Source organism: Mycobacterium sp. IEC1808, assembly GCF_002101935.1.
In the GTDB taxonomy this organism is placed as follows: domain Bacteria; phylum Actinomycetota; class Actinomycetes; order Mycobacteriales; family Mycobacteriaceae; genus Mycobacterium.
This window is the reverse complement of sequence record NZ_LQPV01000010.1, coordinates 1-13,419: the sequence shown is the minus strand read 5'-3', so window position 1 is coordinate 13,419 and position 13,419 is coordinate 1. Positions and strand designations below refer to the sequence as shown.

The 13,419-nt window shown below is 64.2% G+C and carries 14 protein-coding genes; 8 read left to right on the top strand and 6 right to left on the bottom strand.

Annotated elements, in window-relative coordinates:
• Positions 1 to 186, top strand: a complete 186-nt coding sequence (locus tag AWB92_RS29780) for a hypothetical protein (protein ID WP_158090362.1) — start codon at positions 1 to 3, stop codon at positions 184 to 186.
• On the opposite strand, the gene AWB92_RS06525 is transcribed toward AWB92_RS29780, so the two are convergent.
• The 3 genes from AWB92_RS06525 to AWB92_RS06515 form a co-directional block, all read right to left on the bottom strand.
• Positions 170 to 1,363, bottom strand: a complete 1,194-nt coding sequence (locus AWB92_RS06525) for a serine hydrolase (protein ID WP_085184582.1) — start codon at positions 1,361 to 1,363, stop codon at positions 170 to 172. The genes AWB92_RS29780 and AWB92_RS06525 overlap by 17 nt on opposite strands.
• Positions 1,360 to 2,841 carry a biotin carboxylase gene (locus tag AWB92_RS06520; protein ID WP_085184581.1) on the bottom strand — a complete coding sequence of 494 codons (1,482 nt, stop codon included), beginning with the start codon at positions 2,839 to 2,841 and terminating at the stop codon, positions 1,360 to 1,362. The genes AWB92_RS06525 and AWB92_RS06520 overlap by 4 nt, the downstream gene beginning before the upstream one ends.
• Positions 2,842 to 3,054: 213 nt before the next feature.
• Positions 3,055 to 3,423, bottom strand: a complete 369-nt coding sequence (locus tag AWB92_RS06515) for a hypothetical protein (protein WP_142281968.1) — start codon at positions 3,421 to 3,423, stop codon at positions 3,055 to 3,057.
• A gap of 282 nt (positions 3,424 to 3,705) precedes the next feature.
• Between AWB92_RS06515 and AWB92_RS06510 the strand changes: the two genes are divergently transcribed.
• Entirely contained in the window at positions 3,706 to 5,316 is a 1,611-nt protein-coding gene (locus AWB92_RS06510; RefSeq protein WP_241523384.1) for an MFS transporter, read from the top strand.
• 398 nt (positions 5,317 to 5,714) lie between these two features.
• Positions 5,715 to 6,065: a DUF1036 domain-containing protein gene (locus AWB92_RS06505; protein ID WP_085184579.1), complete on the top strand. Its 351-nt coding sequence runs from the start codon at positions 5,715 to 5,717 to the stop codon at positions 6,063 to 6,065.
• 41 nt (positions 6,066 to 6,106) lie between these two features.
• On the opposite strand, the gene AWB92_RS06500 is transcribed toward AWB92_RS06505, so the two are convergent.
• Positions 6,107 to 6,469, bottom strand: a complete 363-nt coding sequence (locus AWB92_RS06500) for a VOC family protein (protein WP_158090361.1) — start codon at positions 6,467 to 6,469, stop codon at positions 6,107 to 6,109.
• A 301-nt stretch (positions 6,470 to 6,770) separates the two neighbouring features.
• Between AWB92_RS06500 and AWB92_RS06495 the strand changes: the two genes are divergently transcribed.
• The 3 genes from AWB92_RS06495 (at position 6,771) to AWB92_RS06485 (ending at position 9,867) form a co-directional block, all read left to right on the top strand.
• Positions 6,771 to 8,057 (top strand): EAL domain-containing protein, encoded by a 1,287-nt coding sequence (locus AWB92_RS06495; protein WP_085184577.1) that lies wholly within the window; start codon positions 6,771 to 6,773, stop codon positions 8,055 to 8,057.
• 189 nt (positions 8,058 to 8,246) lie between these two features.
• The gene (locus AWB92_RS06490; protein WP_241523383.1) at positions 8,247 to 9,302 is read left to right on the top strand and encodes a GGDEF domain-containing protein; all 1,056 of its coding nucleotides are present in this window, start codon (positions 8,247 to 8,249) and stop codon (positions 9,300 to 9,302) included.
• A 328-nt stretch (positions 9,303 to 9,630) separates the two neighbouring features.
• Positions 9,631 to 9,867: a hypothetical protein gene (locus tag AWB92_RS06485; protein ID WP_085184575.1), complete on the top strand. Its 237-nt coding sequence runs from the start codon at positions 9,631 to 9,633 to the stop codon at positions 9,865 to 9,867.
• A 127-nt stretch (positions 9,868 to 9,994) separates the two neighbouring features.
• Here the strand turns inward: AWB92_RS06485 and AWB92_RS06480 are convergent, their stop codons facing one another.
• Together AWB92_RS06480 and AWB92_RS06475 are read right to left on the bottom strand one after the other, a co-directional pair.
• Positions 9,995 to 10,561 (bottom strand): dihydrofolate reductase family protein, encoded by a 567-nt coding sequence (locus AWB92_RS06480; protein WP_085184574.1) that lies wholly within the window; start codon positions 10,559 to 10,561, stop codon positions 9,995 to 9,997.
• 181 nt (positions 10,562 to 10,742) lie between these two features.
• A complete protein-coding gene (locus AWB92_RS06475) occupies positions 10,743 to 12,131 on the bottom strand; it encodes an MFS transporter (protein WP_158090360.1) in 1,389 nt (462 codons plus the stop codon).
• A 90-nt stretch (positions 12,132 to 12,221) separates the two neighbouring features.
• Between AWB92_RS06475 and AWB92_RS06470 the strand changes: the two genes are divergently transcribed.
• Together AWB92_RS06470 and AWB92_RS06465 are read left to right on the top strand one after the other, a co-directional pair.
• Positions 12,222 to 12,695: a helix-turn-helix domain-containing protein gene (locus tag AWB92_RS06470; protein ID WP_085184572.1), complete on the top strand. Its 474-nt coding sequence runs from the start codon at positions 12,222 to 12,224 to the stop codon at positions 12,693 to 12,695.
• Between the two features lie 327 nt (positions 12,696 to 13,022).
• Positions 13,023 to 13,358, top strand: coding sequence for a DoxX family membrane protein (locus AWB92_RS06465; protein ID WP_158090359.1), 336 nt, complete (start codon positions 13,023 to 13,025; stop codon positions 13,356 to 13,358).
• Positions 13,359 to 13,419: the final 61 nt, after the last annotated feature.

Sequence of the window (13,419 nt, the reverse complement as noted above, 5' to 3'; positions counted from 1 at the left end):
GTGAACGTTTCCGTCTACAATATGCAGAACGAAGGCGCCATGTACACCGCACCATCGCCTTTTGACGACCCGACCGCGCCGATCGATGTTCAGACCCTGCGGGCGTGGTGGGAGCGCCAACGCCAGGAAAGCCAGGTCGTCAAGCGGCGGAGGCCGGAGCGGGTCACTTTTATTCGTCAGAGATAGCCGCGGTGGGGGACTCGGCCAATTCGCCTGACACCGCGTCGAATGCACGCAACGTGTCCAGCATGTGCGGCTCGTGCGAGTGAGGCTGGGTGGACAGCTTGGCGGCAACTATCTGTGCAGCGCGGTTGACGTAGATCATTTGACCGCACATGCCCAGGCACAGCGCGACGTTGCTGTCGGGGTAGGGCAACCACACTTGGTTGCGGTACATGCCGCCGGGCAGCTCGGTGTCGTCGGGGCTGGCGGCGAAAGCCTCGCGCGAGTCGGGGCCGCCGTCGAGGGTGTCGGCGATCCACGCCGCCGGCACCACTTGATCGCCGGTCAACGAGGCGCCGTCGTGCAGGAGTAGCGACCCGAACCGGATCATGTCGGTGAGGCAGGCGCTGACGCCGCCGTCGAAGAATCCCGTGCCGGCCGCGTCGACGGCGATGGTGGCGTCGTGTTGGGCGCCGATGCGGCTCCACAGCAGTTCGGACATCAGGTCCGGCATCCGCTGGGCGCCGGCGACCTCGCAGATCCAGCCGAGGACGTCGGTTTCGCACGAGCGATATTCGAACGGACCGCCGTGAGCTGACTTCTTACGCAAGGTCAGCAGGAACTCCTGCAGCGTGGCGGGTGCGTCCGGCCGAGTCCTGGGCGCCCAACCCATCGACTGGTCGAGCAGGTGAATCTCCGCGGCCGGATCGTCGTAGTTTTCGGAAAAGGCGATGCCCGACCTCATGTCCAGCAGGTTGCGCACCGTCGCGCCGGCGTAGCCGCAATTCGCCAGGGCGGGAACGAATTTCGTCACCGGAGAATCAAGGTCGATCGCACCGGCGCCATGCAGCGCGCCGACGACGGCTGCGACCAGCGACTTGCTCACCGAAAACAGCAGGTGCCGGGTCTCGGCCCCCATGCCGTCCAGATACTCCTCGGCAATCAGCGACCCGCGGTAGGCGACGGCCCAGCCGTCGGTGGCCGTGGCGGCCATCACCGCGCCGACGGTGGTGGGCGTCCCGTTGGTGTTGGTCACCGCGATCTCGGCCAGGGGAGCGGGGGACGCCGCGATCGTGGCGACCGGCCCGGTCCCATGCGAGATTCGCGCGGTCGGCACGAAGTCTTCGACGTGTTGAAACGACCAATGCGAGTAGGGCGGCGCCAGCCAGTTGTCCAGTGAGATGCCCGCCGGGCGGCTCACGCGCGTGCGACGAGCCGCGAGACGATCGGCGCGGCCGGAGTCAGGGGCGTCGAGATGAACTTTGCCTTCATCCCTTTGACCCAACGCTGGCAGCGCTCGCTGAGCTGGTAGTCGTCCGTCTGCAGGTGTGAGCGAGTGACCAGCACGCCCAGTTGGGCGCCCTCGGAACGTAAGTCACCGGGCGCCGCGACCCGCATGTAAAACGCCTCGGAGCCGTCGAGCAGCGTGGCCCAGTCGTTGGCGGTCCGCGAAAAGGAGACCCGGCCCTCGTCGTCGATGCGCCAGACCCCGGTGCGCGGCGTCGCGGTGAAAATCTCGATATCCGGGGAGGTCTCGGTGAGTATCACCTGGCCCCAGACCTCGTCCTCGCCATAGCCGCGCTCCCAGCGCGAGTTGATCTCGTCGATGTCGAGCTCGTACTCGACGTCCATGTACTCGAGCAGGTGAAAGAGGAAGAGCGGCATGTCGGCGTAGGCCTCGGTGGTCAGGTTCGTCATCGGACTGGCGCCGCTCAGGCGGGGGTTCACTTCGCCGAGGTAGAGCTCGTCGGAGTCGAGGTCATGCAAAAGGTCCACCTCGAAGTAGCCGAGGTAGCCCTCGCGGCGCATGACGTCGCCCAGCTTTGTCACCATTTCTCGGGCGGCGTGCGTCTGGGCGGGCGGCAGCACCTCGTGCCAGATGTCATTGCCACACCAGCTGCCCCGGCTCGGCGTGAGCTCGGAGTAACCGACGAGGCTCGTCATCGCGGGGCCGACCACGGTGCCGTGGCGGGTGACTGCACCCTCGAGGCACACCTCGACGTTGCGGATGCGCTTCATGACCTTGAGTTCCTGCCCGACCAGGTTACCGGCGTGCTCGTCCCAGTCGCGCTGACCGTGCACAAAGAACGTCCCGCTGCCGGCGTTGCCATAGGCGATCGAGATGACGAGGTCGTCTCCCAAGCCGGCGTCTTGTGCGAGCGCCACCAATTCGTCGTACGAGCCGGCCCGTCCGATTGTGTTGGGCACGCTCGGTACGCCCGCCTCGTCGGCCAGGCGCGTCATGACGATCTTGGAGCCCAGGCGATTGCGCAGTTCGATCGGCGGATGCATGATCTCGAGGCCCGCCGACCGCGCGAGGGCCTGGATCTCCTCGTTCATCATCACAAAGCAGCACTTGCCTCCGGGGCCTTTACCCGCGATGAACTCGAGCGTCTCGGGATCGGACAGCAGATGGCTGCACACCTCGTCCATGGAGTCGAAATCACGACGGTCGCGCCGGCGCGGCACGAACACGCGCGAGTGCGTGCCCTCGAACGAGTCAAAGTAGGTCAGGTAGAAGAAGTTTCGTATCCAACGGTCCACGCCCAACAGGTTGAAGGGGGTGGGGGAGATGAAGAAGAGCGGCGTCTTGTTGGTGTGGAAAAACGCACGTATGTCCGAGAGGCCGTTCAGCTTGCGGCGCGGCTGCGGCTCAGTTGCCATGTTCACGCCACCCATTCTGACGCCTGCGCCGGGGACTAGCGCAAGGACAGCGGCGCTGCGGTCAGCGGGAGCGTGCTGAGATGCCAATCCTCCATTGCACAAGTGTGCGTCAGACCCACGATCGCGTGATAGTGCGGAGCGCGTGAGCACGGCCGAAAGCAGGATCTACCGGTAAAGCCGCATAGTCGATCCGGCGCATTCTCTTACCGTGTGCGGCCCCAGCCTCGCCTAGTAGACGGTATCGGTTGTGATATCCGGGCCGTTGTCACAGTGCACATTGACATTCCATGTCGTGTTCAACTTGACACCCGGGAACCACAGCTGCGCCGTTCCGTTGGGTTCCAGAATGAAGTTGCGAGGTCCGGGTGGAATACCGGGGCCGACTATGGGAAACGCGTTGTAGGTGCAGTGGCCGAAAGTCTGGCCGTCGGACGCGACAAACACCGTTGTACCCAAGTAGTCGGCGTTGTTCCAGATAGCGCCGCCTGCATGCGCAGTTCCCGCACTCACAAACAGCATTGCCGGTACCGCCAAGGTGGCAATAGCCGCACCCAGTGCGGCGGTGATGGGTTCTTTGTGGTTCTTGATCGTGCTCATGATGGCCTCTTGGTTCTGGTTGGTGCTTTGCAGTTGCTGTCTCCGAATGCTCGGGCTCCCGTCCAAGGCGGCGATAGCGTAGTCACCTACTCGACCTGTGATGCGTCGACGCCGGATCGCGCGCCGTCCGCGGACAAATCACCGATTTCAAGGGGGCGTCGCGCTTTCGGAAATCGACGTTTCCGCTTTGGCGGTTCAGCACGTGTGCAAAACTCGCGGTGCTGCGGCGTCATGTGACCCGGACCGGAGGGGGGTGTCCAGGTCGCCGACAATTCTTCCAAGGTGATTCAGCAAGAACGCGACAACGGAGCGCATCCGTCTACCTGGGCGCCGTTGGGGAGTCGCGTATTTCGCGCTTTGTTCATTGCCCAATTCGCCTCCAACATCGGCACCTGGATGCAGATCGTGGCGGCCCAGTGGTTCTTGGTGGAATCGCACAGCAGCGACGTCGTCGTGGCACTGGTTCAGACGGCAAGTCTTGGGCCGACCCTGTTATTGGGGTTGTTCGCGGGAGCGCTCGCCGACCTTTTCGACCAGCGCCGCCTCCTCATCGTCCTGCAGTCCTATGCAGTGCTGGTAGCGCTGGCGCTGGCCGCGGTGACTTACCTCGGACGGCTCAGCCCGACAATGCTATTGGCGTTCACCGTGGCCATCGGTTGTGCCTCCGCGCTCACTGCTCCGGCCTGGCAAGCGATCCAACCCGAGGTCGTGGCGCGTCAGCAGATATCTGCTGCCGCGACACTCGCCAGCGTTTCGGTCAACGTCGGCCGTGCGCTCGGGCCTGCGCTCGGCGGGGTCGTTGTTGCTCTCGTCGGACCCGCCGCGGCGTTTGGTTTGAATGCGGTGTCGTTCGCGGGCATCATCGTCGCGCTGATGACGTGGCAGCGGTCCCGGCAGCTAACGCCTTTGGAGCGTGAACGTTTCAGTCAAGCCGTCGTCAGCGGACTCCGATACGTCCGCCATGGGCCGATATTCCGCAGGATTCTGCTACGCGCAGCGCTCTTCCTGTTTCCCGCGTCGGCCCTGACGGCGCTGTTGCCGGTGGTGGCCGCACAGCGGTGGGAGACGGGGTCCAGCGGTTACGGTGTCGCGTTGGGCGCCATCGGGCTTGGTGCAGTCCTGGCCGTCGCGGTAGCCGCGCCGCTGCGCCGGCGCTTCTCGGACAACGTGTTGTTGGCGGCGTGCGCCGTCGTCTACGGTTTTGCACCGCTGGCCGCGGTGTGGCTGCCCTTCGTCGTGGCGACGCCGTTTCTCATATTGTCAGGGACGGCGTGGCTGATCACCCTCACGACGTTGAACGCCGCGGCACAGTTGTCCTTGCCGCGATGGGTTCGAGCCCGCGCGCTGTCGATCTATCTTCTGGTCTTCACGGGTTCGCAAGCGATCGGCTCGTATGCCTGGGGGCTCGTCGCCACACGTGCGGGACTCGATGTCGCGATGATCGCCTCTGCCATCTTGTTGGGGGCGGTCGCACTCAGCGTCTGGCCGTTTCCATTGCGCCCCGCGACCGGCAAGGTGAACGTCTTCGACGTTTCCTCGACCTTGCCGGTGCCGACGCTGATGACAGAGCCCTCTGCCAACGATGGGCCGGTGCTAGTAAGTGTCCGTTACGAAGTACCGGCCGAGAATCTCAACGATTTTGTGACGGCGATGGGCGCGGTCAGGCGGTCGCGGCTGCGCACGGGCGGCCACAGTTGGCAGCTGTATCAGCGTGTGGGAGAACCGGACACGTTCATCGAACGGTTCACCGTGGCGTCGTGGACCGAATTCGAGCGTCAGCGTACGGAGCGATGGTTGGCCTACGACTCACAGGGCACTGCGGAGGCCATCGGCTATACGGTCGACAAGAAGCGGCGCCCCGAGTACTACCTCGCGGTCCGTGTTCCTCGATGATTCCGCGGCGGCCGGGACAACTGGCACGCGCTATGTGCTCTGCGCCTGACAGTTTCGCGTGAGTGGCTTTGCGGCAGGTGCCGGGGCGAAAAGCAGGTAGCGCGCTACGCATGCGGCCGCCCCGTCGACGGTGACACGATCCAATCAGGCCAGCCCGCGGGTGGGTCGGCTGTCAGGGGAAAGGCACATGCGATGACATTACCCGCAAGCTCTGATCAGACGACCGACACAGATAAAGGTCTGCTGGCCAACGCAGCAACGGCCGATCTGGCGGTGGTCGCCGCGCGCCACAAGCCGGGTGCGAGCGAGCATCCGCCCGGCCACGTCGAGGCGCCGCGATCCGATTCCGATGACACGGCCGGCGCGGCTCGCCGTGCGCCACGGGCAGGGGGTTCGCGATGAGCCTTCGGTTCAAAAGCGGCTATCCGTCGACCATCTGGACGATGATCGAGTGGTACCACCCCGGCTGTCCCGATGGAGGAGATTGGGAGAAGGCGGGCTGGTGGAAGATCGATCCCGGGGGCTCGGCGATTGTTTACGGCGACGATCTCGAAGACGTGAATAGGTATTGGTACTTCTACGCCCAAGCCGCCGACGGCGCGTACTGGGCCGGCCCGTACGACGAGATCGTTCCGTACATCGCGTTCGACTGGTGCTCGAATACCGCAAACAGCAACTCATTCGAGATCGGTATGCGCGAACTCGACATCAACGACAACGACGACTACACGCTCACCTTCGTGCCTTAGCAGGGACGGGCTCACCGAGGTGGTTGGCGTTCGCGCGGGATCTACCGTCGTTCGGAGAGCATAAATCGGTGTCCTTCAGGCGAGCGCAGGCCCATCTCGCGCCGGCCCCACGGCTCGGTCGTCGGGGGCTTCAGGATGTCGGCGCCTTCGGCGATCGCGCGCCTGTAGTACTCATCGAGGCCGACGACGGTCAAATACGCGATGTAGTTGTGGTCACCGAGGTCCGACGCCGGCATGGCCTCCGGACACCGGCCGAGCCTGAACGTCACCGACCCGGCCGAGCAGAATGCCCAATTACCGGGGTCAGGCTCGGTCACCGTGCAATTCAATATTCGGGTGAACCACTCCGCCGCACGGCCGAGATCACGCACAGCGAGGACAGGGTCGGCGCCGAGGAGCGTCATGTGTCCAGTGTGCCGCATCGATCGCGCCGCATTCCTTGTCCATTAATTGTCAATGGGGTTGCGATTGCTCGACATTTCTGAGCCGGTCGCGGCGTGAATCGTTCGCATCGGCCACCAATTGCCATAAACGGCATTGCCATCCGCGAATCTTTTCCGCGGAGACGTCGTGGCGGAACGGGGCGCATCAGCAGCACCCCGTTCTTTCAAGTCTTGGGTCCGACTGCGAATATCGCACGCGTCGGGTGGACGGTCGTTATCGTAAACGGCGCGACCCGCACACGCCGCTGCGAACGGGGGTGACATGTCGGAGAGCCTGGCGCAGGCACTGGCCGCGTCGATGGATCCGGTGTCTTTGATGGGACGCATTGCTGAGCAGGCTTGTGCGTTTATGGCGAAGGCCGATGGAGCGGCCGTCACGCTACTTCGCGCCTCCGATAACGCGTATGTGACCGTTTCTGGACATGGCGTACTCGCGACTACGCCGGGTTTCGTCGTGCCCAAGCAGACCAGCATTCAGGGGCTCGCGGCGCGGGAGAAACACCCGAAGCTGATAGACGACGCCGTTAGCGACCGACGCCTATCGGCACGTGTTCGTGCGATGAATAAACAGTGGGGCACCCGGTCGTGGGCGGCGATTCCCCTGATGTACAACGACGACGCCATCGGTTCACTGCTCCTGGCGGCGACCGCCCCCGCCGCGTTCACCGACACAGATGTCGACGCGATGCTCGCCATCAGCGAGTTCGTTTCCGCGGCGATCGGCGCCCAGTCACAACTGTCGACGCTGCTGACCCAGGTGATGAGCGACAGCGACGAGCGCGGGCAACGCGCCCTCACAGAGCGATTCATCGCCTCGGTGATGTTGCCGGATGCAGTGGACACCGAGGCGCTGCAAGATCAAGTGGACGCACTGCTGGCACACCCGAACGCTCTCAGCGCGGTCTTTCAACCGATCGTCCATCTGAAAAGCGGCACGACGATCGCGTACGAGGGGTTGATTAGGTTTCCTGCATCGTCGGAGATGACCCCAACGGAATGGTTTAGCGCTGCCCGGCGCGTAGGCCGAGGCATCGAATTAGAACGGGCCGCGTTGTGCACCATCCTCAGCGCTGCTCGCGGCATCCCGAGTGATCGTCCAGTCGCCGCCAACCTGAGCCCAAGCGCTGCGCTCGAGCCGGCGATTCAAGACCTGCTCACCGCCCAAAACCGGGCGTTGGTCGTGGAAATCACTGAGCATGAACCGTTTCCCGACGACCTCGGCCCGAGTCTGAGGCATCTGCGCGATCGGGGGATACGTGTGGCAGTCGACGATGCCGGCGCCGGATATGCCAGCTTCACCCAATTGCTGCGGTTACATCCAGACATCATCAAGATCGACGGCGAGTTGATCGTCGGCATCGACGGCGATCCCGTCAAACGTGCGTTGGCGACCGCACTGAATTCGCTGGCCGCCGAGCTGCACGCCAAATTGGTGGCCGAAGCTGTGGAGACACCCAGCCAGCTCCAGACGCTGATTCGTCTCGGTATCGAATACGGCCAAGGCATTCACCTTGGAGCGCCTCAACCGGGCGCTCATACTCCGGTATAGCTGGCGGGCCTCACCTGTAATATCGTTCGCTGATCTTCGTGCAGTATTGCGTTGAATTGCGGCAATATTCTCAGGGCGGTCGAGGAGGCGTCTCTACAGATGGCTTCGCTGGCCGAGTCCAGAAGTTTCGCGGTGTTTCGCGGTCTTGTCGGTGAATGGTGGAATTCGCCGGTCGACTACGCCGCGCAGGTGCAGTACTTCGCCAAACGGTCGATGGCAGAGGCCATCCGGGTAATGATCGGGCTGGGTAACGGGCTGACGGTCGTGACTGCCCTGGCGATTCTTCTGCCCTGGGCCGGCCCAGATCGTTTCGTATCTCGGGTCGTCGTGGCATCGTTCGCGGTCCTGGTGATGTTCTGGGTGATCCGGTGGTGTTTTCGACCATGGCCGACGTTGCCGGTGTCGCGCGCGTTCGTCATCTCCTGCGACATCGGCATCGCCACGCTGGCGTTGTACGAACCGACGTGGCTCGCGGGCCTGTACGGGTTCAACGCATTTACGCAACTCTCGGTCTATCTGCTGTTCTTCGACGGACCGAGATTCCTTGCGCTGCACACCCTGTGGATCTTCGCGTCGACGGCGGTGTTTGCCGTGCGGGCGGCTGCGGAGGCAAACTTTGACGGTTTGGTCTTCGGCGCCAGCATCCTCGCCGTGACGACACCAGTCCTTGCCGCACCGGTGGGAATCCAGTTCGGGATCCGGACGCTGCGCAATGACGCGAACGAGTCGGTCACCGATCCGCTGACCGGTCTACTCAACAGGCGGGGACTGCACCTTCACTTCGCCGAGTTGTTGAGCGACCATCATCCCTCGGGCAGGCACCTGGCCGTGATGATCGCCGACCTCGACCGCTTCAAAAGCATCAACGACACCTTTGGCCATCCGATCGGCGATGACGTCTTGATCCGGACTGCTCGGCAGATCGAATCCGCTGTGCGCGGCAGCGCATTAGTGGCCCGCGTCGGGGGAGAAGAATTCGTCGTCATCGAGGTCAGCGATCCCGGCCACATAGAACAAACCGCTGAACGAGTCAGGTGTGCGGTCGCCGAACCGGCCGACCACGCACAAGTCACCGCCAGCATCGGCGTCACTCATGTCGAACTCGGCTTCTTCACCGCACCAGAGGCCGACCCGGTGGCCCTCCTCGACGCCGTCCTTAGTCGAGCCGACCAAGCGATGCTCGATGCGAAACGCAAGGGCGGCAATATCACCGTCTCCACAACGCCTGTCGATCAAGGCAATTGAGTCATCGGACCGGTACGCGGCACGGTCGCGCGTCGGCGTTGAGCGGCGAGACCGAAGCTGCCAAGGCGCTTTAGTCGCCGGAGACCGCACCTCTCATGCCCCAAGTGGCTGCCGCGGTTTCGAGCGGACTTCGGTCTCCCGCTGTCTCCAAGGTGACCCAGTCCAGGTGCTGGCGAGCGTGGTTGGCACGCAACGAATCTGTGCTGTGACCGTTAGGGATCGTTACCGCGATCGTGATTTTCACACTCGTATCTTGGATATACGAGAGAAGGCCGATGCCTTCGACCCACACCACGCCTGTCGGCGTCCGCAAGCCTGGGGGGCTGATATGACCACCGCAATCGTCGCGCACGACCCGGTCGAGAAATACGCGGCCCAGGGAGATGACGATCTCAGTTCGGCGGTCGCAAGACTCAACTCGAATGCCTACAGCGATCTCGTCGAATTCAAGCCGCGCTGGCGACTCACGGAGGAAGAGATTGTCCGCGCGGCGATCACGGTGATCTTGGTGGCCCTCGTGGTGGTGATTTGCGTCGCGGGCGGCGCGATCGTGACCATGGGTTAGCACCCGGTAGGCACAGTCGTCCCCTCGCAGTGGCCTGTCGCGGGCGGTCGCCGCGATCGAATGACAGTCAACCGCAAGTCGCAAGTTTTTTCCTGCGGGCTTTACGGCGGTTGAGTTGCGCCTCCGATCACTCTTGTTTCGCCTCGTAGCGCAGCAGGACCGTGCCGCCCGGGAAAGTGCGGTTCTCCAGCAGTCGCAGCGAGATCCATGACGGCAATGCCGGGAAGAACGCGGTGCCGCCACCCACAGCGGTGGGCGCGACCACGATCCGGTATTCGTCCACCAGTCCGGCCCGCACGATCGGTGCGGCCAGCGTCGCGCCGGCCACCTCCAGCCTGCCGTCAGTTTCGGCTTTCAGCTTCGTTACCACCTCGACCGGGTCACCACGTTCCAGGCGGGAGTTCCAGTCGACGGACTCCAAGGTGCGCGAGAACACGACCTTGGGCATGTCCCGCCAGATGTGAGCGAAGTCGACGATCAGGGGCGTGGCGTCCGGGGACTTGTCGGCGGTCGGCCAGTACGCGGACATCAGTTCGTAGAGCCGCCGGCCGTAGAAGGACAAGTCGGTCTCCCGCTCGAAGTCGCTCCAGTACTGGTGAAGTTCTTCGCTCGGCTCGGACCAGTCGATGTTGCCGTGTGCATCGGCGATGTACCCGTCCACCGACACGTTGAAGCCATAGATGAGTTTGCCCATACAGATCAGACTGCCCTGGAGGGCAAAACTGATCGCCACTCCACCCGCCCGTTGCGACACTCGACGGATGTAAGGCTTGGGCGGCACGGGAAGACCAGGGAAAGTCGTGATCACATTCCTCCGCGTCGGCCGTACCCGATGCCGGATGCCTTCGACGCGCCACCGGCAGAAGCCTGTTTCGTCAGGACATTTCGATGATCGGGCCGGTCAGCGAGCGCCCCGGAACCGCCGCGGAGGCGGACACCTCGGAGCGGACGTGCGGCAGGGTGAGACTGATGACCACGGTCGCGGCGATGAAGGCGAGCGCCAGCCACCAGCCGAGGTCGAAGTCGCGCACCGAGGCGGTGGGCCCCAGGGCGGTCACCAGGATAGCCACTCCCAGCGCCGAGGCCACCTGGCGACCGGAGTTCACCAGCGCCGAACCCGTGGCGGCGCGTGCCGGCGGCAGGGCGGTCGCGCCGGCGGCCATGAGAGTGCTCAGCGTCAGTCCAACCCCGACTCCGCTGAGCAGCATGCTGGGCAGCAGATCGGTCACGTAATGTGGCGCGGCCCTGGCGAAGACGATTCGCCAAACTAGGGAGCCGGCGAACAGCGCGCTTCCGATCGCGGCCACGGGGCCGGGACCGATGCGGTGGACGAGCCGGGCGGACCCGAAGGTGACGAGCGGCACCAGGGCCGGGCTGGGCGCCATCGCGAGACCGGTGCGCAACACGCTGTAGTGCCAAATATTCTGACACCAAAGCGAGTTCGACAGAAGCATGATGGCGAAGGCGGCGCCGAAGCAGAAGAACGCAAGGTTGGCGATGGCGAAATTTCGGATCTTCAGCAGCGGCAGTTCGAGCAGCGGGTCCGGGTGCCGCGCCGTCCGCCACAGGAACCCCGCCGTGCCCAGTATGGCGAGCGCCACCAAAGCGATCGTGCCTGCCGAGACCCATCCCCAGATGGGCGCCTGCACCAGCGCACCGGTCAGGGCGGCCACCGCGACGATCAACAGGGCACTGCCGACGGGGTCGGGCAATCGCTCGTCGCGGCGGGCCGGTTCGACCGGAAGGACACGGCGGCCGAGGAGCCACGCCGCGAGCCCGACGGGCAGGTTCACCAGGAATACCCACCGCCAGCTGAAGGTGACCAGGACCCCGCCGAGCACTGGCCCGCAGACCGCGGCCAGCCCGCCGACGGCCGCCCAGCCACGGGCCGCGTTGGTACGACGATGCGGTTCCACCGAGGCCATCAGCAAGGCCAGGGATGTCGGCAGTTGCGCGGCGGCGCCGACGGATTGCAGGACGCGCGCGGCCACCAGGATGGCGAGATTGGGAGCAACAGCGCAGGCCAGCGAGGCGACAGTGAACACCGCGATGCCACAAAGGAAAACCTTTCGCTGTCCGTACCGGTCACCGAGGCGCCCCGCCGGTATCAGCAGCGCGGCCAGCCCGATGGCGTACGCGTTGAGCACCCAGGAGGCGGCAGACAGCGAGTTGCCGAAGCCGCGCCCGATGTCCACGAGGGCGACGTTGACAATCCAAAGGTCCAGGTTCGACATGAACACCGCCGCCACGACCACGGTGGCCATGGTCCACCGCGCCGCTGCATGGTTTGATTTCCGGACCATCACAGGCAGCAGACTAGCGGCCCGACGGTTTGATATGCAAACCTAGGGCGTATGTCCGTACGTGCCGCCCAAAACCCGGAACCGTTGCAGACCCCGACGGTCCGGGGAAGGCCCTGCGCGATCGCCGCCGCATTGGAGATCGTCGGGGACCGGTGGTCCCTGCTGATCATTCGCGAGGTCCATCTCGGGCACCACCGCTTCGGCGAGATCGCGCGGGGCACCGCCGCGCCACGAGACCGTCTGGCCGCCCGGCTCAAGGAACTCGTCGCCGCTGGTGTCCTCGAGCGCACAACGTACCAAGAGGCGCCGCCGCGCTGGGGCTATTACCTCAGCGAGGCAGGTCGTGACCTGATACCCGTGCTGCAGGTGCTGCGCCAATGGGGTAACCGGTGGGCGGTCGAGCAGCCGCCGATCTCGATGCGTCATCGCGACCACGAGTTGTCGGTCGGTCACACCTGCGACGCCTGTGGGGAACCGGTCGACTACGCCGAAGTGAGCCGCGTCCGGATCACCGGCGAGGGTTGATCCGATGTCCGCGCCGCACAGTTCGTTGAGGTCATGCTGCGGCCTCAGCAATCGGAAAGGCTTGGGCCGCAGGGGAAAACGATGAACAGCGCCTACGACCGGCTTCGCGACGAAGACGGTCCGCTCATGGGCGCATTCGAGGATGTGATTACTTGACGTCCAGTGGCCCAGCGAATCGATTCGACGCCTTTGGCTCCAGGTTGGCGATGCTGTCGGTTACCGGCGCTGCTGGGCTTGGTCGCCGGAAGGCGCATAGATGTTCACGCCGTCGGAATCGGTTGGGACAGTGCGGTCCTGACACCGTCGGATGCTATGGGGGAGAATAAGATGCCGGCCGCAGGAGAAGATCGCACTCTGGCCTATCTCGTCGTGCGCCTTGCCATTGGGGTCAGTCTGCTTGGGCATGGTGTGGTTCGGCTGCCGAAGCTGGGTGTCTTTCACGCTCACTTGATGAGCGAGTTTCAGACATCGCTGCTGCCTCGGGCGCTGGTCTCCGGGTGCGGCTATGTCTTGCCGTTTGTGGAGTTGCTGAGCGGATTGCTATTAGTGGCCGGCGCAATGACGCGTATGGCCGCGGTGGCGGGCAGCTGCGTCATGATGATCCTGATCTTCGGCGCGACGTCGATTGAACGTTTCGACCTTATCGGGGGCGTGTCTCATTGACTGTGTAAGGGGTTCGGCCTGAATGGTGGTGGCTGACCACCGGACAGGAGAGTTCTCAATT